The 20,147-nt window shown below is 64.9% G+C and carries 15 protein-coding genes; 6 read left to right on the top strand and 9 right to left on the bottom strand.

Annotated features, from left to right (window positions below; genetic code table 11):
* Positions 1 to 472: 472 nt before the first annotated feature.
* Positions 473 to 1,843: an alpha-amylase family protein gene (locus J7396_RS15460; RefSeq protein WP_209261693.1), complete on the top strand. Its 1,371-nt coding sequence runs from the start codon at positions 473 to 475 to the stop codon at positions 1,841 to 1,843.
* 402 nt (positions 1,844 to 2,245) lie between these two features.
* Here J7396_RS15460 and J7396_RS15455 read toward each other — a convergent pair whose 3' ends face one another.
* Positions 2,246 to 3,181: a Gfo/Idh/MocA family oxidoreductase gene (locus J7396_RS15455; RefSeq protein WP_029818690.1), complete on the bottom strand. Its 936-nt coding sequence runs from the start codon at positions 3,179 to 3,181 to the stop codon at positions 2,246 to 2,248.
* Between the two features lie 375 nt (positions 3,182 to 3,556).
* Between J7396_RS15455 and J7396_RS15450 the strand changes: the two genes are divergently transcribed.
* Positions 3,557 to 3,961: a VOC family protein gene (locus tag J7396_RS15450; RefSeq protein WP_029818689.1), complete on the top strand. Its 405-nt coding sequence runs from the start codon at positions 3,557 to 3,559 to the stop codon at positions 3,959 to 3,961.
* Between the two features lie 79 nt (positions 3,962 to 4,040).
* Here the strand turns inward: J7396_RS15450 and J7396_RS15445 are convergent, their stop codons facing one another.
* Positions 4,041 to 5,801 carry a S53 family peptidase gene (locus tag J7396_RS15445; RefSeq protein WP_244669680.1) on the bottom strand — a complete coding sequence of 587 codons (1,761 nt, stop codon included), beginning with the start codon at positions 5,799 to 5,801 and terminating at the stop codon, positions 4,041 to 4,043.
* 238 nt (positions 5,802 to 6,039) lie between these two features.
* A complete protein-coding gene (locus tag J7396_RS15440; RefSeq protein WP_209261691.1) occupies positions 6,040 to 7,017 on the bottom strand; it encodes an NAD(P)H-quinone oxidoreductase in 978 nt (325 codons plus the stop codon).
* A 410-nt stretch (positions 7,018 to 7,427) separates the two neighbouring features.
* On the opposite strand from J7396_RS15440, the gene J7396_RS15435 reads away from it, so the two are divergent.
* From J7396_RS15435 to J7396_RS15425, 3 genes are read left to right on the top strand one after another with little or no spacing between them, the layout of a single operon-like run.
* Positions 7,428 to 8,810: a glycoside hydrolase family 2 TIM barrel-domain containing protein gene (locus J7396_RS15435; RefSeq protein WP_209261690.1), complete on the top strand. Its 1,383-nt coding sequence runs from the start codon at positions 7,428 to 7,430 to the stop codon at positions 8,808 to 8,810.
* 39 nt (positions 8,811 to 8,849) lie between these two features.
* Positions 8,850 to 9,677, top strand: a complete 828-nt coding sequence (gene metF / locus J7396_RS15430) for a methylenetetrahydrofolate reductase [NAD(P)H] (protein ID WP_008573251.1) — start codon at positions 8,850 to 8,852, stop codon at positions 9,675 to 9,677.
* A 45-nt stretch (positions 9,678 to 9,722) separates the two neighbouring features.
* Positions 9,723 to 10,352 (top strand): hypothetical protein, encoded by a 630-nt coding sequence (locus J7396_RS15425; protein WP_209261689.1) that lies wholly within the window; start codon positions 9,723 to 9,725, stop codon positions 10,350 to 10,352.
* Positions 10,353 to 10,463: 111 nt separating this feature from the next.
* Here the strand turns inward: J7396_RS15425 and J7396_RS15420 are convergent, their stop codons facing one another.
* The 3 genes from J7396_RS15420 to J7396_RS15410 all read right to left on the bottom strand — a co-directional run bounded on the left by J7396_RS15420 (position 10,464) and on the right by J7396_RS15410 (position 15,571).
* Complete coding sequence (locus J7396_RS15420; RefSeq protein ID WP_008571815.1) at positions 10,464 to 11,411, bottom strand: Nudix family hydrolase; 948 nt, start codon at positions 11,409 to 11,411, stop codon at positions 10,464 to 10,466.
* Between the two features lie 323 nt (positions 11,412 to 11,734).
* The gene (gene secA, locus J7396_RS15415; RefSeq protein WP_014089396.1) at positions 11,735 to 14,473 is read right to left on the bottom strand and encodes a preprotein translocase subunit SecA; all 2,739 of its coding nucleotides are present in this window, start codon (positions 14,471 to 14,473) and stop codon (positions 11,735 to 11,737) included.
* A 156-nt stretch (positions 14,474 to 14,629) separates the two neighbouring features.
* A complete protein-coding gene (locus tag J7396_RS15410) occupies positions 14,630 to 15,571 on the bottom strand; it encodes a M23 family metallopeptidase (RefSeq protein WP_011346427.1) in 942 nt (313 codons plus the stop codon).
* Here J7396_RS15410 and J7396_RS15405 point away from each other — a divergent pair, their 5' ends adjacent.
* Positions 15,572 to 16,018 carry a DUF721 domain-containing protein gene (locus tag J7396_RS15405; protein ID WP_008571812.1) on the top strand — a complete coding sequence of 149 codons (447 nt, stop codon included), beginning with the start codon at positions 15,572 to 15,574 and terminating at the stop codon, positions 16,016 to 16,018.
* Positions 16,019 to 16,203: 185 nt separating this feature from the next.
* Here J7396_RS15405 and lpxC read toward each other — a convergent pair whose 3' ends face one another.
* The 3 genes from lpxC to ftsA all read right to left on the bottom strand — a co-directional run bounded on the left by lpxC (position 16,204) and on the right by ftsA (position 20,121).
* On the bottom strand, positions 16,204 to 17,115 hold the full coding sequence (gene lpxC, locus J7396_RS15400) for a UDP-3-O-acyl-N-acetylglucosamine deacetylase (protein WP_011346426.1): 912 nt from the start codon (positions 17,113 to 17,115) through the stop codon (positions 16,204 to 16,206).
* A gap of 235 nt (positions 17,116 to 17,350) precedes the next feature.
* A complete protein-coding gene (gene ftsZ / locus J7396_RS15395) occupies positions 17,351 to 18,589 on the bottom strand; it encodes a cell division protein FtsZ (protein ID WP_008571978.1) in 1,239 nt (412 codons plus the stop codon).
* Positions 18,590 to 18,885: 296 nt separating this feature from the next.
* Entirely contained in the window at positions 18,886 to 20,121 is a 1,236-nt protein-coding gene (gene ftsA / locus J7396_RS15390) for a cell division protein FtsA (RefSeq protein ID WP_003485272.1), read from the bottom strand.
* Positions 20,122 to 20,147 lie beyond the last annotated feature (26 nt).

Genomic DNA, 20,147 nt, shown 5'->3' with positions numbered 1-20,147 from the left:
CGTGCAACGATGACGTGCACACTGCCGGCGGCGAACAGCGAAGCAGCTGATCTGTGTCACCCGCGACGGTCCAGCGAGATTGCAACGGCTGCGTTGCACGCGCCGCATGCTAACGATGAGCATTGCCTATCGCCAAGCCTTGATGTGACAAGGCAAGTGCAGGCGAGATTGCAACGGCCGCGTGGTTCCCTGATTTTTGCGACCAATCGCGCCGTTGGCGCCCAACCCGGCGCCCAGTTTGCTGGCCCGCTGCAGTGAATACGTATGCACAACCTCCATGCTGCGCCGCGATGCGCGCTTAGCATCACCGCGCGCTGCACGCCGTGCGCGCGCTTTCCGGAACAGGGGCCGGAAGCCTTGATGCGGGCATCGCGCACTGCGCGTCGGCCTGCGCTTACCACTGGAGATCGATCCGATGCGCAACACGCCTGCTCATGCCCCACCTTCCCTGATACAACGCGGTGCACGTCTCTTGCTGACCGCATTGGTCCTGCTGCTGACCACCGCCAACGCGCAGGCCGATGTCATTCTGCATGCCTTCAACTGGCCATATGCCACCGTCGAAGCGCGCGCCAAGCAGATTGCCGATGCAGGCTATCGCAAGGTGCTGGTCGCCCCCGCGTACCGCTCCGAAGGAAGTGCCTGGTGGGCGCGCTATCAACCCCAGGACATCCGCCTGATCGACAACCCGCTCGGCGACACCGCTGCATTCAAGAAGATGGTCCAGGCGCTGGCCAACAACGGCGTGGAAACCTATGCCGACATCGTGTTCAACCACATGGCCAACGAAGCGGCCACGCGTTCAGACCTCAATTACCCGGGCAGCGTGGTGCTGTCGCAGTACGCTGCAGACCCCGGCCGTTACGATTCGTTGCGCCTGTTCGGCACGCTGCAGTCAAACTTCCTCAGCGCCAGCGATTTCGGCCCGGCGCAATGCATCAGCAACTACAACGACGCCTACCAGGTGCGTAATTACCGCATTTGCGGCGGCGGCAGCGATCCAGGCCTGCCGGATCTCGTGGGCAACGACTGGGTGGTGCAGCAACAGCGCGCCTATCTGCAGGCGCTCAAGAGCATTGGCGTGACCGGCTTCCGGGTGGATGCGGCCAAGCACATGACCTTCGACCATCTCAACCGCGTCTTCGATGCCGGCATCCGCTCGGGTGTGTATGTCTTCGGTGAAGTGATTACCGGCGGCGGTACTGGCAATGGCGATTACGACCAGTTCCTGGCGCCGTATCTGCAATCCACGCCGCATGCAGCCTACGACTTTCCGTTGTTCAATGCGGTGCGCAATGCGTTCGCGATCGGCGCCAGCATGCAGCAGCTGGTGGACCCCGCCGCGTCCGGACAGGCATTGCCGGGCAATCGCGCCGTGACCTTTGCAGTGACCCACGACATTCCCAACAACGCCGGCTTCCGCTACGCGATTCTCGACCCGGTGGATGAGACGCTGGCCTACGCATACCTGATCGGTCGCAACGGCGGCATGCCGATGATCTATACCGACAACAACGAAAGCGGCGACAACCGCTGGGTCAACGCCTATCTCCGCGAAGACCTGCGCCGCATGATCGGCTTCCATAACGGCGTGCAGGGCACCGACATGCAGGTCTTGTCGTCCAGCTCCTGCCATATCCTGTTCCGTCGCGGCAGCCTAGGCATCGTGGGCATCAATAAGTGCGGCAACCCGGTCACCACCACGGTGGGAATGAACAACAGCGTGTTGTACTGGAATGCCGACTACGTGGACGCGTTGGGCTCGGGCAACGTGGTGCGCATTTCCAGCAGCTCGTACACCTTTACCCTGCCGGCGCGCGGGGCGCGCATGTGGCGCCGCTGAGCAGCCACCACAGCATGGCGGTGGCACTACCTTGCAGTGCTCCCATCGTTTGAAATGGTGACTGGCGCGTCGGCGTGCGACGTTGCACGCCACGCCGCAGTGCGATCAAGGCGAAGCCCCCGACGCAAACCGGCGTATGGGGGCTTCGTTGCCTCTACGTGCTGGCGCCGATCGACTGCACCAGGATGCCGCGGGGTGCAGTACACGCCCACTCGCATCGATGGACCGCCAACACGCCTTGCAGTCGGCCCGTTTCCTGCGCACCGCGCACCGCGGTGGGCGGACGACGCTGGCAGCGGCGCACGATTGTGTGCCCCGAACCCCGCTTCCATCGATCGCAGTCGGCCGCAGGACCGCTGGCATTGACCAGCGGTGTTCACCGTTGGCGAGCGGCAGAACGACTTACCAGGCGAACGCTGCGGTGACCTGGCGTGCGCCGAGCATGAACGCATCTGCCACGTGTACGAACGGTGCAATATCCACTTCCGATTGGCCCGCGCGCACCAGCTGCACGAAGCGCCCGTACAAGCCGTCGTATTCGCTGGACGCTGGCAGCGCCTTAAGTTGCCCATCGATGCTCAACTTGGCCCCGCCTTCGCTGAGCATGAGCAGGCCCGCGGTGGTTTCCACTTCGATGTCCCAGCGCTGGTGGCCGGTCTGCAGGAAATCGAATTCGGCCGTTACCGGGAGTCCTGCGGTGTCGACGAATGCGAGCCTGGCATACAGCGGCGCCTGGCGGTTTTCCGGGGTATGCAGCTCGGCGTCGCGCAGCGCCAAGCTGCGCGGCAGCAGATGGGTCACGATGGAGAGCGCATTGATGCCGGGGTCGAACACCCCCATGCCGCCAGGTTCCAGAATCCAGTCCTGGCCCGGATGCCAGTGGCGAATGTCTTCCTTCCAGGTGATGTGCGCGCGCACGAGTTGCTTGTCGGCCAACCATGCACGGGCAGGCTCGACACCGGCTGCGCAACGCGAATGCCAGCTGGTGAACAGGCTACGTTGCGCACGCCGCGCCACGTCCTGCAGGTCATGAATTTCGGCGAGCGTGGCAGCCGGCGGCTTCTCCAGAAACACATGGCGGCCGGCCATCAACGCGGCCTGCGCCAAAGCGTGCCGTCCGACCGGTGGCGTGCACAAGGCCACCGCTTCGATCTGCGGCTGGGCGGCAAATGCGTCTTCCAGGGTGTGATAGGCAGGCACACCGTCGACCGTGCCATGCCGGCTCACGGTGGCCACCAGCTGCACATCGTCGCGCGCGGCGATGGTCGGCACGTGCTGGTCGCGGGCGATCTTGCCGATCCCGACAAGGGCGATACGCAATGCGTCTGGATGCTTCATCGAAACCTTCGTGCTGGTAGGGGTGGCCACCGATGCGAACGCCTGCACGCACACTGCCTGGCCAATGCTGCAGCGGCGCGATGCGGAGAACGCACGCGACAGCGCAGTGTACGGTCAGCGTGCAGCCCACTGCGAGACATCGCTCCTGCTTGTTTTGCTATACCTGTATGCCAGCCGCTGCTATCCGGCCTGCTCAGTTGCGCCACGAAGGCAATGCGCGACGGCTGCAGATGGTGTCGGCGCGGCGGTTGGAATTGGCGGTGCTCGACCACACGCCACTAGCCTCTTTTGCAGCATGCGATTGACGCCGGCGCGCGTGCAGACAAGTATCGCTGCCGGCACGCCGATGTGCCGTCGCCATCGAAGGCTGCACCGATGTTGCATCACGTTTCGCTGGGCGTTCGTACGATCGAGATATCCGCCGAATTTTTCGACGCAACCCTGGGTGCGCCTGGCTATGTGCGGGTGTGGTCCGATCTGGAGCCAGGCACGCTCGACCAGGCGGTCGGCGATGGCAGGCCCGGTGGCGACGATTGCCTGGCGTTGAAACAACGCCAGGCAACGCAATGTGCCCCGGGGGTCGGATTCCATCTGGCATTTGCCGCCACCGACGCGTCCGCCGTGGACGCGTTTCACCGAGCCGCGCTACGGCACGGCGGTCACTGCAATGGCGCACCCGGCTTGCGACCGGATTATGGCGATGACTATTACACCGCGTTCGTCATCGACCCGGACGGCCACCACATCGAAGCGGTGGTCGACTGTACGCCGCCACGGTAACCAGCACCGCCGCTACGCAACGTTGGAATATCGGTGGGTTAATGCGCAGCGACAGCGAGCTCGCCATGCGCAGTGAAGGTCATGGCGCTGCCTGCGTCAGGAAACGGTCGAAGTCGCCGATGTTCATGCTGCCCCAACCCGACGCGAAGTCCCAACCGTAGCTCGCGTTGTATCCATCGCGATACAGGCCATTGCTGCCGACCACCACGTCATGGGCGCGCTGCGCATCGTGACGCTGGCTCGCGTACTGATAGATCTGCGGCGCGACGAAGCCCAGAGTGGGATGCGACTGCAACAGCCGGGCGATATAGCCGGCGAAGGTCGGGGTGGCGGCACTGGTCCCCCACACATACCAGGCAGCCTCGTTCCCTTGCGCATCGGTGCCGCGGATCTGCGCACTGCTGTAGAACGAGCCATTGAAGCTGACGTCGGGCACAGCGCGGTAGCCGGAGGCCGTCTGCCCCGGCAGCAGGGTGCGCTGCCACTGCGGCGCATAGGCAATCTTGCTGAGGCCGCCCTGGCTGAGGTGGCGGCCGACACCGGCATTCCAGACGCGCTCGGAGGCGTAGCTGCCGGGGTTGCCGCCCTGGGTCAGCAACTCGGTGGCGCCCACCGCAATCGCGTAGCGGTGCGAAGCCGGCCAACCGACCTGGCGCAGGTCCGGGCGCCCCGCCAGCGTGTCGTAATAAGGCGCGTTGGCGCGTGCGCTCAGCGGCAGGTAGATGCCGTCGTCGCCGCTGCAGATCAGGAAGTTCTGCCCCTGACGCACCGCCTTGGTCAGGCTGGCGTCCATGGCCTGGAAGACCGCGTCGTTGACCTGGATTTCCTGCCCATAGATCGACATGCTGACCACGCGGGCCAGGTTGTCGTCGGCCGCGCGCGCCATGCCATCGATCATGCTCTTCCAGGAAAAGTCCGGGATGTTGTAGATGATCAGGCGCTTCAACCCGCCGGCGCTGCCGACCAGCAACTGGGTATCCATGTCCCACTCGACTTCCGAATCCTTGCTGGCGGCATCGGACTGGTAACCCGGCGCGCTAGGGTCGCCCACCGTCACCACCGTGACCGGGGTGTGCAGGCCGTGCAGGTCCTGGAAGCTCTGCAGCCGCGCGAGGGTATTTTCCAGATTGCCGGCGGCAATGACCGCACCGACGATATCGCTGGCCGGTGCCAGCGTATCGGCGCCGTACGCGCTATTGAGCTCTTCGATGCTGTGGCGCACGACTTCTGCGCCGCCGCCGCTGTTGGCGGCCGTCACGGCGCTGCTGTTCAACAACGATGTGCGCGCGGCGCTCAGCGGCGCCCCGTGCGGGGTGACCTTGGCGCCGGCCGTGCCGTCCAGGCCAACCACACCTTGCACCACCGCCTGCAAGCCGGCCGGCACTGCGACCGTGCCCTGAGCAGCGGCAACGCCGAGGCGGCCATCGGCACTCACTGCACGCAGCGGGGTGCCAAGGGCAGCCTGCAATGCCGCCGCTGTCGCGCGAACCTGCAGCAGGCGGCCATCGATGGCCGGGCGTACATCGGTGATGCCATACCGGCTCAGATAGGCCTTGACCTGCGCGATATCGCGGGTGGAAGCAGCCGATGCGCGTGCCAGTTGGCCGCGCAACAGCGGATCGCCGCCATCGCGGGTCAACCACTGCTCCACCGCCGCTTGTTGCTGACGCATGGTCACCTGCGGCTTGAGCACCAATCCCACCTGCAGGATGCGTTGCGGCGCCAGCGCGCCACCGACGGCGAGTTGCGCAGGTGCCTGTTCGGCTGCCTGCGCGACACCGGTCATACCCAGCGCGACGGCACAAGCCAGGACGGCTTGAGAGAAAGAGCGCGTCATCATTCGTGTGCCGCCATTGATCGTGAGTTAACAGGCTGCGGATTCTCACGAGGCGGCAGTGGTTTCAGGCGCAACAATGCGAACTCTGTGTGCGTAAAACGATGCGTCCGCGAACTGCCACGCGAACCTCGTGCCGAGGTAGCTGTGCAATTGCGCGGTGGCGCGGCCGGCGCTTGTCGATCGCCGGGCGCACGGCGCCTGCAGCCGCTGGCGCCGAGCTGGTTGAGTCCAGTGCTACGTGCTACATCTCCAGCACCACCTTGCCCAGGTGACTGCCCTGCTCCAGGTAACGATGCGCCGCAGCCGCTTCGCTCAGCGGGAAGCGCTTGTCGAGCAGTACGCGCAGCTTGCCCTGCTCGATCCATGGCCACACCACGCGCTCCACTTCCGCCGCCAGCCGGGCTTTTTCGTCTGCATTGCGCGGGCGTAGCGTCGAGCCGGTGATGACCGCCTGCTTGCGCATCAGCACCGGAATCGGCACCTCGATGGTGGCGCCGGCCTGCGAGGCGATGTAGACGATGCGCCCGCGCGGGTTGAGCGCTTCCAGGGTGTCGGCGAAGACCGCAGCGCCCACCATGTCGAGCGCAACATCCACGCCGCCGTGCGCCTTGGCCACCTCGACAAACGACGCAGTGGTGGAATCGATCGCCACATCGGCGCCCAACTCGCGCGCCTGTGCCGCCTTGCTGGCCGAGCGCGCGGTGGCCAGCACGTGCGCGCCCGCCGCCTTGGCCATCTGGATCGCCGTAACGCCGATGCCCGAGGTCGCACCATGCAACAGCAGCCATTGGCCTGCCGCGAGCCGGCCGTGTTCGAACAGATTGGCATAGGCAGTGAAGATGGTTTCCGGTAACGCGGCGGCGTGCACCAGATCCATGCCGGCGGGAATGGGCAGTACGTGACGCGCATCGACGGCAGCGTATTGCGCGTAGCCACCGCCACCCAGCAGCGCGCACACGCGCTCGCCCACCTTCCAGCGACCAGCCGGCTCGACGATTTCGCCGGCGATTTCCAGCCCCAGCGTTTCCGGCGCGCCAGGTGGTGGCGGGTAGTGCCCGGCGCGTTGCAGCAGATCCGGGCGATTGATGCCGGCGGCATGCACGCGGATCAGCACCTGCCCCGGTGCCGGACGCGGGCGCGGTTGTTCGGTGGCGTACAGCGCCTCGGCGTCGCCCTTGCCATCGCGGATGGCGATGGCGGTCATCGTGGTATCGCTCATGAAAGCGCTCCATGGAAAGTGCGCCCAGTGTAGGCGTGCAGGCGTCAACGCCCGGCGCAGATGCACTCCACGGTTTCCAGCAGGCATTGCCACGGCAGCGGCAAGCCAGCGATGGTGGGTCTTCGACAACGCCGCGGTACTGCGTAATGTTCGAAGGACACCATGTGCGTTGGACAAGCGGTCTTCGCCAACCTCTTCCTGCATGTCGCATTGCAGCCCAATGGCGCAAAGCGCTGCGCTCACCGAATGCGCCGCAACTTCAAGCAGGCAAGCGGCGCGCGATTGCAACCCAGTCCCCAGAACCGGATGCGATTGCCCGCAAGCAACCCCAACCAGGCAGATGCTGCGCGGCCGCCCGCATCACGGTATCCCGGCCTATGCTGGTGTCTTGCTGACCACCAGGAGTCGCCATGCAACTGCCATGCAATGCGCGCGTCATCGCCGTCTGCGTGTTCGCACTGGCCGCGAGCACGCAGGTGAGCGCGGCGCAGGTGCGCATTGCGCAGGAAGCAGACGGCTACCGCCTGTTGGTGGATGGCGCTCCCTTCGTGATCAAGGGTGCCGGCCTGGGCAATGGCAGCATGGAAACGCTGGCCGCACGCGGCGGCAACGCGTTGCGCACCTGGCGCGTGGATCCGGACCCGCAACGCCAGCGCGCCCTGCTCGATCGCGCACAAGGCAACGGCCTGAAAGTGGCGGTCGGCATCGAGGTCGGCAACCAGCGACATGGCTTCGATTACGACGATGCAGCGGCAGTGAAACAGCAACTGCAACGCATCCTTGCGCAGGTACGGCAATCGGCGGCGCATCCGGCGGTGCTGATGTGGGTGGTCGGTAACGAGCTCAATCTGGATTACACCAATCCCAAGGTCTGGAATGCGGTCGGCGAGATCGCCGAGGCGATCCATGCCATCGACCCGGATCATCCGGTCACCACCACGCTGGCCGGTTTCGACAAGCAACTCATCGACCAACTCAAGACGCGCGCGCCGGCACTGGACCTGATCGCCGTGCAGCTCTACGGCGATATCGCAGCGCTCCCGCAAAAGCTGCACGAGAGCGGTTGGCGCGGCCCTTACGTGGTCACCGAATGGGGCCCCACCGGGCACTGGGAATCGCCGACCACCTCGTGGGGCGCACCGATCGAAGACGACAGCACGCGCAAGGCGCTATTGCTGGAACAGCGCTACCGCAGCGACATCGCCAGCGACACCCGCCAGGGGCTGGGCTCGTTCGTGTTCCTGTGGGGCGACAAGCAGGAGCGCACGCCCACCTGGTATGGCCTGTTCCTGTCTTCGGGCGAGGCCACGCCCAGCGTGGACACATTGCAATTGCTGTGGACCGGCCAATGGCCAGACACCAGGGCGCCAACGGTAGCGGCGCTCACGCTGGCTGGCCAACGCGCCACCGACAGCGTGAGCCTTCGCCCGGGCCAGGCCGTGACCGCACGCATTCGTGCCAGCGGCGCATCCGTACTGCGCTACGACTGGCACGTGCGCAGCGAAAGCACCGCGCGCAGCATCGGGGGCGACCCCGAGACGTTGCCACCGCTGGTCGATGCCGCCATTGCGCCGAACCGCATGCCCGGTGGTCGCAACGGCGCACGCGCTACGGGCGAGGAGGTGCGCCTGATCGCACCACCGCCGGGCAATTACCGCTTGTTTGTGGAAGTGCGCGATGACGCCGGCCGCGCCGGCTATGCCAACCTGCCATTCCGCGTGCTGCCGCCCTCACCGGCCCTGCGACAGTGCGCATCGGAACCGTCGCAATCTGATATGCATTCATCGCGATGAAGCGATATTATCGCCAGACGATCCGCCGGAACCGCCGCGATGACGCATCTCAGTTTCGAGTTCTACCCGCCCAAGACCGATGATCAGCGCGCGCAACTGGACCGCACTGCAGCCAGGTTGAAAGGCTACGCGCCGGAGTACGTGTCGTGCACCTTCGGCGCCGGCGGCTCCACGCTCAGCTACACCTCCGAAACGGTACGCCACCTCAAGCAGAAGCATGGCTTCGAAGCGGCGCCGCACCTGTCCTGCGTCGGCGGCAGCCGGCAGGAAATCCGCGAGCTGCTCAAGCTGTATCGCGCCATCGGTTGCACCCGCATCGTTGCGCTGCGTGGCGACCTGCCGTCGGGCATGGGCCATCCCGGGGACCTGCGTTACGCCTCGGACCTGATCGCCTTCATCCGCGCCGAGCACGGCGCCGCGTTCCGGATCGAGGTCGGCGCCTATCCGGAAACCCATCCGCAGGCGGCCGACGCGCTCAGCGACCTGCGCTATTTCAAGGCCAAGGTCGATGCCGGCGCCGATGCGGCCATTACCCAGTATTTCTACAACGCCGATGCCTACTTTCATTTCCGCGACGCAGTGCAGCGGATGGGCGTGGAGATACCGATCATTCCCGGCATCATGCCGATCTCCAATTTCTCGCAGCTGCGGCGGTTTTCCGAGCAATGCGGCGCAGAGATTCCACGCTGGATCGGCAAGAAGATGCAGTCCTACGGCGACGACGCCGACGCAGTGCGCGCCTTCGGCGCAGAGGTCGTGGCGGCCTTGTGCCAGCGCCTGATCGCAGGCGGCGCGCCGGCATTGCATTTCTACACCCTCAATCTGGCCAAGCCGACCACGCAGGTGTTGCAGCTGCTCGGACGCTGAGCACCTGCTTCGCATTCCAGTCGTCGCCCTCGCACACCCGCGCGCATGTATGTCGCCAGCTCACGCTTACCCGGCTACGCTGCGCCGATGCATCGCCTTCTGCCCCTGTTGTTCTTGCTCTGCGCCTGTCCCGCCGCGCGCGTGCAGGCGCAGGAAATCCATCGCTGCGTCGCGCCGGACGGGCAAACCCTGTTCACCGACCGGCGCTGCGAAGACGTCGGCGCGGCCAGCCGCGCACCGCCTGCCATCCGCCCGCAGGGCAATACTGGCCTGTATCGCTACGGCTGCCCGCGGCGGCTGAGCGAACTGGTGTCGTTGCTGCAATTGGCGGTGGACAGCCGCGACGTCAACCGCCTGTCCAGCCTGTACCTGTGGAGCGGTCAATCCGATGCCGCCGCCAATCAGGTGCTGAGCCGGCTGGAAGCCATCGTGCAGCGCCCGTTGCTGGATATCGTGCCGATGTATCCGCACAGCGACACCCCCACCTGGGACGCCGACACCACCGCGCCTACGCCGTCGCTGGATGGCAGCGCTATCGACGCGCCACTGCCTACCCCGCCCAGCCGCCCGCGCCCCTGGGGACTGCGGCTGGAACAGAACCTCGCCAGCGGCACGCCGGCGCGCAGCGTGCTGCGGCTACGCAGGCAATACAACTGCTTCTGGGTGACGTTCTAGCCGCGCAGGCGTGGCATCCGGCGGCGCGGGATCACCGCAGGACCGCTGCACGGCGTAACAGGGATCGAGGGCATTGCGCTGACGGTTCGGCCGTCAGACGCTGCGGTGCGCTCATTGCGGCCAGAGCGCGCGGATCGCCGCGATACCCTGCGCACCATGCGAGCGCGCCTGACGCACATCTTCGCCCTGCATGCCGCCGAGCGCGTAGATCGGCAGCCAGACCTGTTCGCGCAAGGTCTCGAAACCGTCCCAGCCGATCGGTGTGGCGCCCGGATGCGACGCGGTCGCCTGCACCGGGCCCAGCACCGCAAAGTCGCAGCCGATCCGTTGGGCGTGGCGCAGGTCGTCCAAGCCATGGCACGACGCAGCCACGAGTCGGTCTGCAGGCAGCGGGCGTTCCTGCAGACCGGCCAGCTGCTCCGATCCCAGATGCACGCCGATACCCAGATCCGCAGCCAGCGCGATATCGCGATTGAGCAACAGTTGCGCGCGCGCGCGACCACGCAGGCGCATCACCTGCTGCAACAACGCCTGCCAACGCGCCGGCGCAAGCTGCCGCGCACGCAGCTGGATCCGGGTGATCCCGTTGTGCAATGCGAGCTCCAGGCCCTCCAGCCAGCGCGCCTCGTCCTCCGGCTCGGGCGTGATCAGGTAACGGTCGGGCTGCCGTAGCGCGCCCACCACCGGCACGTCGGCCGGCGGCATCGAATAGCGGGCCAGCTTGTCTGCCGCCACCCAGGTCATGGCCTGGCCTTCGCGGCCGCGCGGGCTGCCTTTCCAGCTCGTGATATGACGTACTTCCAGGCGCAGCCGCTTGTCCGGATAGAGCTGCGGCACTTCCATCACCCAATCGCCCACCTGCGCCTCGATGCCGAGCTCTTCGTTGAGCTCGCGCACCAACGCTTGTTCGGAGGTCTCGCCAGGCTCGCGCTTGCCGCCCGGAAATTCCCACAGGCCAGGCATGTCGCGCGTTTCGGTGCGGCGGGTCAGCAAGATGCGCCCGCGGGGGTCGGTGATCACGCCGGCAACGACGTGAATGGATCGAAGAGAATCAGGCATGGCGGCAAGAGTGCCGCGAGTGAGCGGTACAGCGCAATGAGGCCGGGATCGGAGATTCGGGATTTGCTAACGCAGGCGTTGCGCAGGCATTGCCAATCCCCAATCCCAAATCTCCGCCTCGGAGCAACAGATCAACGCCGCACTTACCGCTTAACCTCGTAGCCCGCAAAGCATCGCGATAATTCCGAAAGCAAAGCCCCCCTTGGTAAGGGGGGCGCGCCGAAGGCGCAGGGGATTGGAATCAGCGCCGTGAGCCCGCTATCGGCAACGCGGATAGCGGGTGAGCAGCCCGCAAAGCGGGCTGCTCCACGGTCAACTCAGCCTCAGCTGAGTTGACCGTGGCAGTGCTTGTACTTCTTGCCGCTGCCGCACGGGCATGGGTCGTTGCGGCCCACCTTGGGTTCGTCGCGGGTGACCTGCGACACCGGCACAGGCGCGTTGCCGCCCTGCATCTGCTCCACTTCCTCCTCGGCGCCGTAGCCACCCACATCCTGGTGCTGGAATTGCGAGGCCATCAAGCGCGCCTGCGCCTGGAGACGTTCCTGCTCTTCCAGTTCGGCCACTTCTTCTTCGCTGCGAATGCGCACGCGCGCCAGCAGATTGATCACCTCGCGCTTGACGTTCTCCAGCATCTCGGAGAACAGCTCGAAGGCTTCCTTCTTGTATTCCTGCTTGGGCTGCTTCTGCGCGTAACCGCGCAGGTAGATGCCCTGGCGCAGGTAATCCATCTTGGCCAGATGCTCCTTCCAGCCCTGGTCGAGCACGGTCAGCATCACGTGCTTTTCCAGCGCGCGCATGGTGTCCGCGCCGATGGCAGCTTCCTTCTCGGCGAAGTGCGCATCCACCGCTGTCTGCACCTTGGCGGCGATCTGCTCGGCGTCGATTTCTTCCTGCGCACGCACCATGTCCGTCAGCGACAAGGTCATGCCCAGCTCCGACTCCAGCGTGGCTTCCAGGCCCTTCAGATCCCACTGTTCGTCGACCGAATTGGGCGGCACGAAGCGTGCGACCAGGTCGTAGATCACATCGCCGCGAATCCCGTCGACATTGTCCTTGACCGACTCGGCGTCCAGCAATTCATCGCGCTGGGCGTAGATCACCTTGCGCTGATCGTTGTTGACGTCGTCGAAATCCAGCAGGTTCTTGCGGATGTCGAAGTTGTGCGCTTCCACCTTGCGTTGCGCCTTTTCGATCTGCCGGCTGACCAGGCGGTCTTCGATGACGTCGTCTTCCTTCATGCCCATCATGCGCATCGCCTTCTGGACCCAGTCCGAGGCGAAGATGCGCATCAGGTTGTCTTCCAGCGACAGATAGAAGCGCGACGAACCCGGGTCGCCCTGACGACCGGCACGGCCACGCAGCTGGTTGTCGATACGCCGCGACTCGTGGCGTTCGGTACCGATGATGTGCAGGCCGCCGGCCGCCTTGACCGCGTCATGACGACGCTGCCATTCGGTCTTGATCTTGAAGCGCGCATCTTCGCTGGCGTCTTCGCCGAGGGCGTGATACTCCGATTCCAACGAGCCACCCAGCACGATATCGGTACCGCGACCGGCCATATTGGTGGCGATGGTCACCGCGCCCGGCTGGCCGGCGTTGGCCACGATGGTCGCTTCGCGCTCGTGCTGCTTGGCGTTGAGCACTTCGTGCTTGACCCCGGCCTTGCGCAGGTGCTCGGACAGCATCTCCGAGGTCTCGATCGAAGTGGTTCCCACCAGCACCGGCTGGCCGCGCTTGGCGCAATCTTCGATGTCGGCCAGCACCGCGTTGAACTTGCCCTTGCGGTTGAGGAACACCTGGTCCGGATGGTCCTTGCGCACGGTCGGGCGGTTGGTCGGAATCACCACCACTTCCAGGCCGTAGATGCTCTGGAATTCGTAGGCTTCGGTATCGGCCGTACCGGTCATGCCGGACAGCTTCTTGTACATGCGGAACAGGTTCTGGAAGGTGATGCTGGCCAGGGTCTGGTTCTCGCGCTGGACCGGCACGCCTTCCTTCGCTTCGACCGCCTGGTGCAGGCCATCCGACCAGCGACGCCCGGACAGCGTGCGGCCGGTGAATTCGTCCACGATCACCACTTCGCCATCGCGCACGATGTAATCCACATCGCGCTGATAGATGGCATGCGCGCGCAGCGCCGCGTTGAGGTGATGCACAACGCTCAGGTTCTGCGCGGCATACAGCCCGTCTTCGGCGTTTTCCAGGATGCCGGCCTGCAACAGCAACTCTTCGGCGTGGCCCATGCCCGCCTCGGACAGATGCACCTGCTTGCCCTTTTCGTCGATCCAGAAATCGCCTTCGCCTTCTTCGCTTTCCTGCCTGGTCAGCTGCGGCACGATGCGATTGACGCGGATGTACAGCTCCGGCGATTCGTCGGCCGGGCCTGAGATGATCAGCGGGGTGCGCGCTTCGTCGATCAGGATCGAGTCGACTTCGTCGACGATCGCGTAATGCAGGTTGCGCTGGTAACGGTCTGCGCGCGACAGCGCCATGTTGTCGCGCAGGTAATCGAAGCCGAATTCGTTGTTGGTGCCGTAGGTGATGTCGGCGCCGTAGGCCTCGCGCTTGTCGCTGTGCGGCATGCCCGGATACACCACGCCCACGCTCAGGCCCAGCCAGTTGTACAGCTTGCCCATCTGCGCGGCGTCGCGGCGCGCCAGGTAGTCGTTGACCGTGACCACGTGCACGCCCTCGCCCTGCAGCGCATTGAGGTACACCGGCAGCGTGGCCACCAGGGTCTTGCCTTCGCCGGTGCGCATCTCGGCGATCTTGCCCAGGTGCAACACCATGCCGCCGATCAGCTGCACGTCGTAATGGCGCATGCCCAGCACGCGTCGGCTGGCCTCGCGGCATACCGCGAAGGCTTCGGGAAGAATCTTGTCCAGGGACTGCCCGGCGGCAAGCCGCTGCTTGAACTCCGGAGTCTTGGCTTGCAGCTCGGCGTCGGAGAGCTTCTCGATCGTCGGCTCCAGCGCATTGATCTGGGTGACGAGGCGGTTGAGCTGGCGCAGCTGGCGTTCGTTACGACTGCCAAAGACACGGGTAAGCAGACTGTTGATCATTGAAGAAACCGGTTGAAAAGGAACGGTTTGACCGACGCCGGTCCCCACAGACCCGACCGCCGTAAACGAAACAGGGCGCACTGCGCCCTGTCGATGGCAACACCCTATTGTAGCTTGGGGCGGGCCTTCACGAATCAAGCGCGGCCCGCGCCCCCGTCAACCGCGCCCCTGACGTCCCACCGGCGTGGCTTCGCCCAGGAATTTGCGCGGATTGACCACGCGCCCATCCGCCCAGACCTCGAAATGCACGTGCGCACCGGTGGAGCGGCCGCTGGAACCGGCACGCGCGACCTGCTGGCCGGCGCGCACCAGATCGCCCACCTTCACCACCAGGCGCGAGTTGTGCGCGTAGCGGGTCACATAGCCATTGCCGTGATCCACTTCGACCACGTTGCCGTAACCGCCGCGTACGCCGGCGTAGCTGACCACGCCATCGGCCACCGACAGCACCGGGTCGCCCACGTTGGCATGGAAGTCCACGCCCTTGTGGAAGGCCGAACCACCGTCGAACGGATCGGCGCGGCCGCCGAAACCGGAGGTGATGTAGGTGTTGCGGATCGGCATCCGCGAGGGCACCGAATTCTGCTCCAGCTGATGATCGAACATCAGCGAGGCCAGCACGTTCAATTGCTGGCCGGAGGCGGAGAACTGCTGCTCCACTTGCCCGAGCGTCTCCTTGAGGTCTTTCACCGGCATGTCGCTGACCGGCTCATCGCCGCCACCGACGCCGACCGGCTCGTCGAAGTCGAACTCGCCGTCCTTCAACTTGCCCATTTCGGTCAGGCGCTCGCCCAACGCGTTGAGGCGGGTGGCTTGCGCCTGCAGCTCGCCCAGCCGGGCGGCCAGTGCATTGACCTGCGCCTGCGAGGCGCGCTGCGCCTGGGCCAGCTCGGCCTGCTGCTGCGCAACCTTGGCCTGCAGCGCCGAATTGGTCACCATGCCGGTGGCGGTGCTGGCACCGACGCCGATCAACATGCCCAGGCCCAATACCGCGCCAAGCACCACCATCGGTCGATCCGCTGCAAAGTCCTGGAACTGTCGGGCCACACGCTGCGCCCGGGTCTGCCGCGATTTGATTACAACTTTTTTCAACGCCATATGAGTGTCATGTCCAAGCCCAAGTCCAACGCACGCAACCCTTCCACTCCACAACCGGCCATCGAGGCCGCGCTGGGGGAAAAGGCTGGCGACCCCTTGCGCCGAGCCTTGTGGCTCGATGCGCTGGACCGGCAGTTGCGCCCCCTGTTACCACCTCATCTGGCGACCCGTTGCCGGTTGGCCAATGTCCGAGGCGAACAGCTCGTTTTTCTGGTGGATTCGCCGGTCTGGCATGCCAAGGTGCGGCTTGCCGAAACCCAAATCCTGGATGCCGCCCGATCCGTCGGACTGAAGGCCACCGCGGTGACCGTCAAGACCGCAACCGTGCCGCTGCATTCCCCAACGCAGCAGAACCGCGACCGTCCCAAACCTGTTTCCGAGGCGACGCACAAAGGCTTGCGCGACGCGTTGGCTTCTCTGCAGGACGTGCTACCGACCAAACGGTGAAGCCGTGCCGCCCATCCGGAGCGGCCGCCAGTGCGTGAAAGCGTTGCGAAGACCGCACACGACCCGACGCATCCTAGCGGGCATGTGGCCCGCAGGAGTTAGAGAAGTCTTAAATAAATGTTAAGAACGGGTCGGAAATTCGAGCGCGTTCACACTTTGAACGCCAACCAGGGCATTCCCTGACATCAGGCGTAGACCGGGCTGGCGTAGGTGACTGGTGGTTGTTCGGTGCCTTCCGGGAAGCTGACCCATTCCCAGGCGGCCTGGTCGGCCAGGAGCGCACGCACCAGTTTGTTGTTGAGGGCGTGGCCGGACTTGAAGCCTTCGTAGGCGCCGAGGATGGCGCCGCCAGCCAGATACAGGTCGCCGATGGCGTCCAGGATCTTGTGCCGCACGAATTCGTTGGTGTAGCGCAGGCCGTCTTCGTTGAGCACGCGGAACTCGTCCAGCACGATGGCGTTGTCCATCGAACCGCCCAGGCCCAGATTGCGCTCGCGCATGTACTCCAGGTCGCGCATGAAACCGAAGGTGCGCGCGCGCGAAATTTCCTTGACGTACGCCGAGGTGGAGAACTCGATTTCCTGGCGCGACTGCTTGGCCGGAATCATCGGGTGATTGAATTCGATGGTGAAGCCGAGCTTGTAGCCCTCGTAGGGCTCAAAACGCGCCACCTTGTCGCCGTCGCGCACTTCTACCGTCTGCTTGATCCGGATGAAGCGCTTGGGCTTGCTCTGTTCGACGATGCCTGCCGACTGCAGCAGGAACACGAACGGGCCGGACGAGCCATCCATGATCGGCAACTCGGCCGAAGACAGTTCGACGATGACGTTGTCCACACCCAGGCCCGCCAATGCGGACATCAGATGTTCGACGGTCTGGATCTTGGCGCCGTTACAGGTCAGCCCGGTGCACAGCGTGGTCTCGGTGACCAGTTCGGCATCTGCGGGGACTTCGACGACCGGTTCCAGGTCCACCCGTCGGAACACCACGCCATGGTCGACCGGAGCCGGCCGTAACGTCATGTACACCTTGTCGCCGCTGTGCAGGCCGACGCCGGTGGCGCGAATGGTGTTCTTGAGAGTGCGTTGCTGGGTCATATGCGAAGTCTGGATGAACAATGCAGACAGACGCTGAACCGACTGTCTAATCCGCTGAGATTATCCGAATTTTAACAAGTCGCGCGTGACGGCAACCGTAATCAGTCAGTCACGCGATAACAAAAGCTGCCGGATCGGCACCGATCCGGCAGGAATGACATGACATGGCAGTGCTACCCGAAGCGGGCCCCGGGCGGGACGGGCTACGTCACCGTAGCGACGCAGCCGACGATCCTCAGTCGGCCTGGCGGCGCAGGAACGCCGGGATATCCAGGTAATCGTTGGGCAGGTCCGCCGCCGGCGTCGAGGAGCCGCCGCCGTTGTGGCTGCCGCTGCCGACCGAGTCGCTGCTCGGACGGCGCAGGCCCAGCCCCATGCTGCCACCGACGGCCTTGGACACCGCATCGCCGCTGGTGGTGTCGAAGTCGCCGAATTCCGGCTGGCCGGTGGTGGCGTTGCGCACCAGCTTGATCGGCGCGCGCTGGTCCGGACGCTGGGCCTGGCGTGCAACCGCGCGGTTCAGGCCGGTGGCCACCACGGTCACGCGCACTTCGTCCTGCATGTCCGGGTCGAGCACGGTACCGACGACCACGGTGGCATCTTCCGACGCGAAGGCTTCGATGGTGCGGCCGATCTCGTCGAACTCGGACATGGTGAAGTCCGGGCCGGCGGTGATGTTGACCAGGATGCCGTTGGCACCGGCCAGGTTCACGTCGTCCAGCAGCGGGTTCTGGATGGCGGCTTCGGCAGCGGCCTGCGCGCGATCGTCGCCGCGTGCCGAACCGGTGCCCATCATGGCCAGGCCCATTTCCGACATCACGGTGCGCACGTCGGCGAAGTCGACGTTGATCAGGCCCGGGCGCACGATCAGGTCGGCGATACCCTGCACGGCGCCCTGCAGCACGTCGTTGGCAGCGCGGAACGCCTGGATCATGGTGGCGTTGCGGCCCAGCACGGTGATCAGCTTTTCATTGGGAATGGTGATCAGCGAATCGCAATGCTGGCTCAGTTCCTCGATGCCCTTCAGCGCCACCTGCATGCGGCGACGGCCTTCGAACGGGAACGGCTTGGTGACCACGGCCACGGTCAGGATGCCCATTTCCTTGGCCAGCTGCGCAACCACCGGTGCCGCACCGGTACCGGTGCCGCCGCCCATGCCGGCGGTGATGAAGACCATGTCCGCACCCTGCAGCGCGTCCATGATGCGCTCGCGATCTTCCAGCGCGGCCTGACGGCCGACTTCCGGATTCGCGCCTGCGCCCAGGCCCTTGGTGACGTTGGTGCCGAGCTGCAGCTGCAGCTTGGCGCCGCAGTTCTTGATGGCCTGCGAGTCGGTATTGGCGGTGATGAATTCCACGCCGTCGACGTTGGTGTTGACCATGTGCGCAACGGCATTGCCACCGCCGCCGCCGACGCCAACCACCTTGATGACCGCGTTGGGAGCCATTTTTTCAATCAGTTCGAAATGTGCCATGTCAGTGTCCTCTTTGGATGCCGTGAATGGGGAGTCGGGAATGGGGAATCGGATTGCTCCGTTCGCCAGCCCAACACCCGCATGTCGGCGAATGTTGTTGTTTGAAATGCCGGGAATGGGAAATTGGGAATGGGGAATCGCAACTGCGAATCACCTCCACGCCAACCACTGCTTCCTCGGCGGAACCACAAAAAACTATGCCTGCCCGCTCTCACCGCTCTCCACTCAAACCTGCCGCAACCGCTTTGCCTTCGCTTCAACCGATTCCCGAATCCCAATTCCCGATTCCGAATTCGTCAGAATTCCCCGCGATACCAATTCTTCAATTTCTTGAACAAGCTGCCTGCGCGCCCGGTCGGAATCGATGGTCGGCGCGGGTGTTCGATCTGGCTGCCCATCAGCAGCAGGCCTACGCCGGAGGCGTGTACCGGGTTGCCGACGACTTCGCCCAGGCCGGTAACGTGCTGCGGAATGCCCACGCGCACCGGCATCTGCAACATTTCTTCGGCCAGTTCCACCACGCCTTCCATCTTCGAGGCACCGCCGGTAAGCACCATGCCGGCGCGCACCATTTCTTCGAAGCCCGAACGACGCAGTTCGGCCTGCACCATCTCGAAGATTTCCTCGTAACGGCCCTGCACCGCCTGCGCGAGTGCGTGGCGCGGCATGCGGCGCGGCGGGCGGTCGCCCACCGACGGCACCTGGATGCTTTCTTCGGCGGTGGCCAGCTGTGCCAGCGCGCAGGCGTAACGCACCTTGATCTGCTCGGCTTCCGGCGTCGGCGTGCGCAGCATGTGCGCAATGTCGTTGGTGACATGGTCACCGGCGATCGGCAACGAAGCGGTGTGGCAGATCGCGCCTTGCACGTACACCGCCAGATCGGTGGTACCGGCGCCGATGTCCACCAGCACCACGCCAAGCTCGCGTTCGTCGGCCGTCAGCACTGCGACCGACGACGCGAGCGAGGACAGCACCAGATCGTCGACCTGCAGGCCGCACTTCTGTACGCACTTGGTGATGTTGGCGGCTGCCGACTGCGCGCACACCACCAGGTGCGCATGCACCTCCAGGCGCACGCCGGTCATGCCGACCGGGTTGCGGATGCCTTCCTGCGAATCGTCCAGCACGTACTCGCGCGGAATCGCATGCAGGATGCGCTGGTCGGCCGGAATGGCCACCGCCTTGGCGGCATCGAGCACGCGCTCCAGATCGCTCCAGGTCACTTCGCCATCGCGGATCGGCACGATGCCGGGCGAGTTCTTGCACTGCACGTGGTTGCCGGAAATCGAGGCATACACCGAGCGGATCTCGCAGCCGGCCATCAGCTCGGCCTCTTCCACCGCACGCTGGATCGACTGCACGGTGGATTCAATGTCCACCACCACGCCGCGCTTGAGACCGCGCGATTCATGCGAACCGATGCCGATCACTTCGATCGGATTGCCGGGCGAGTATTCGCCGACCAGCGCAACGACCTTGGAGGTGCCGATGTCCAGTCCAACGATGAGGGATTTGTCGCCTTTGCGATTCATGTCTTAAAGCCGGGATTCGAGATTCG

Origin of the sequence: Xanthomonas sp. A1809, from assembly GCF_017746015.1 — a bacterium.
Classification (GTDB): domain Bacteria; phylum Pseudomonadota; class Gammaproteobacteria; order Xanthomonadales; family Xanthomonadaceae; genus Xanthomonas; species Xanthomonas euvesicatoria.
The sequence above is the reverse complement of the archived record's forward strand: the minus strand, read 5'-3'. Positions and strand labels throughout refer to the sequence as shown.

Coding starts and splice junctions, on each gene's coding strand:
- J7396_RS15455 (WP_029818690.1), bottom strand. CDS start 3,181: ATGAAGCATCCAGACGCATTGCGTATCGCCCTTGTCGGGATCGGCAAG.
- J7396_RS15450 (WP_029818689.1), top strand. CDS start 3,557: ATGTTGCATCACGTTTCGCTGGGCGTTCGTACGATCGAGATATCCGCC.
- J7396_RS15445 (WP_244669680.1), bottom strand. CDS start 5,801: ATGATGACGCGCTCTTTCTCTCAAGCCGTCCTGGCTTGTGCCGTCGCG.
- J7396_RS15440 (WP_209261691.1), bottom strand. CDS start 7,017: ATGAGCGATACCACGATGACCGCCATCGCCATCCGCGATGGCAAGGGC.
- J7396_RS15435 (WP_209261690.1), top strand. CDS start 7,428: ATGCAACTGCCATGCAATGCGCGCGTCATCGCCGTCTGCGTGTTCGCA.
- metF (WP_008573251.1), top strand. CDS start 8,850: ATGACGCATCTCAGTTTCGAGTTCTACCCGCCCAAGACCGATGATCAG.
- J7396_RS15425 (WP_209261689.1), top strand. CDS start 9,723: ATGTATGTCGCCAGCTCACGCTTACCCGGCTACGCTGCGCCGATGCAT.
- J7396_RS15420 (WP_008571815.1), bottom strand. CDS start 11,411: ATGCCTGATTCTCTTCGATCCATTCACGTCGTTGCCGGCGTGATCACC.
- secA (WP_014089396.1), bottom strand. CDS start 14,473: ATGATCAACAGTCTGCTTACCCGTGTCTTTGGCAGTCGTAACGAACGC.
- J7396_RS15410 (WP_011346427.1), bottom strand. CDS start 15,571: ATGGCGTTGAAAAAAGTTGTAATCAAATCGCGGCAGACCCGGGCGCAG.
- J7396_RS15405 (WP_008571812.1), top strand. CDS start 15,572: ATGAGTGTCATGTCCAAGCCCAAGTCCAACGCACGCAACCCTTCCACT.
- lpxC (WP_011346426.1), bottom strand. CDS start 17,115: ATGACCCAGCAACGCACTCTCAAGAACACCATTCGCGCCACCGGCGTC.
- ftsZ (WP_008571978.1), bottom strand. CDS start 18,589: ATGGCACATTTCGAACTGATTGAAAAAATGGCTCCCAACGCGGTCATC.
- ftsA (WP_003485272.1), bottom strand. CDS start 20,121: ATGAATCGCAAAGGCGACAAATCCCTCATCGTTGGACTGGACATCGGC.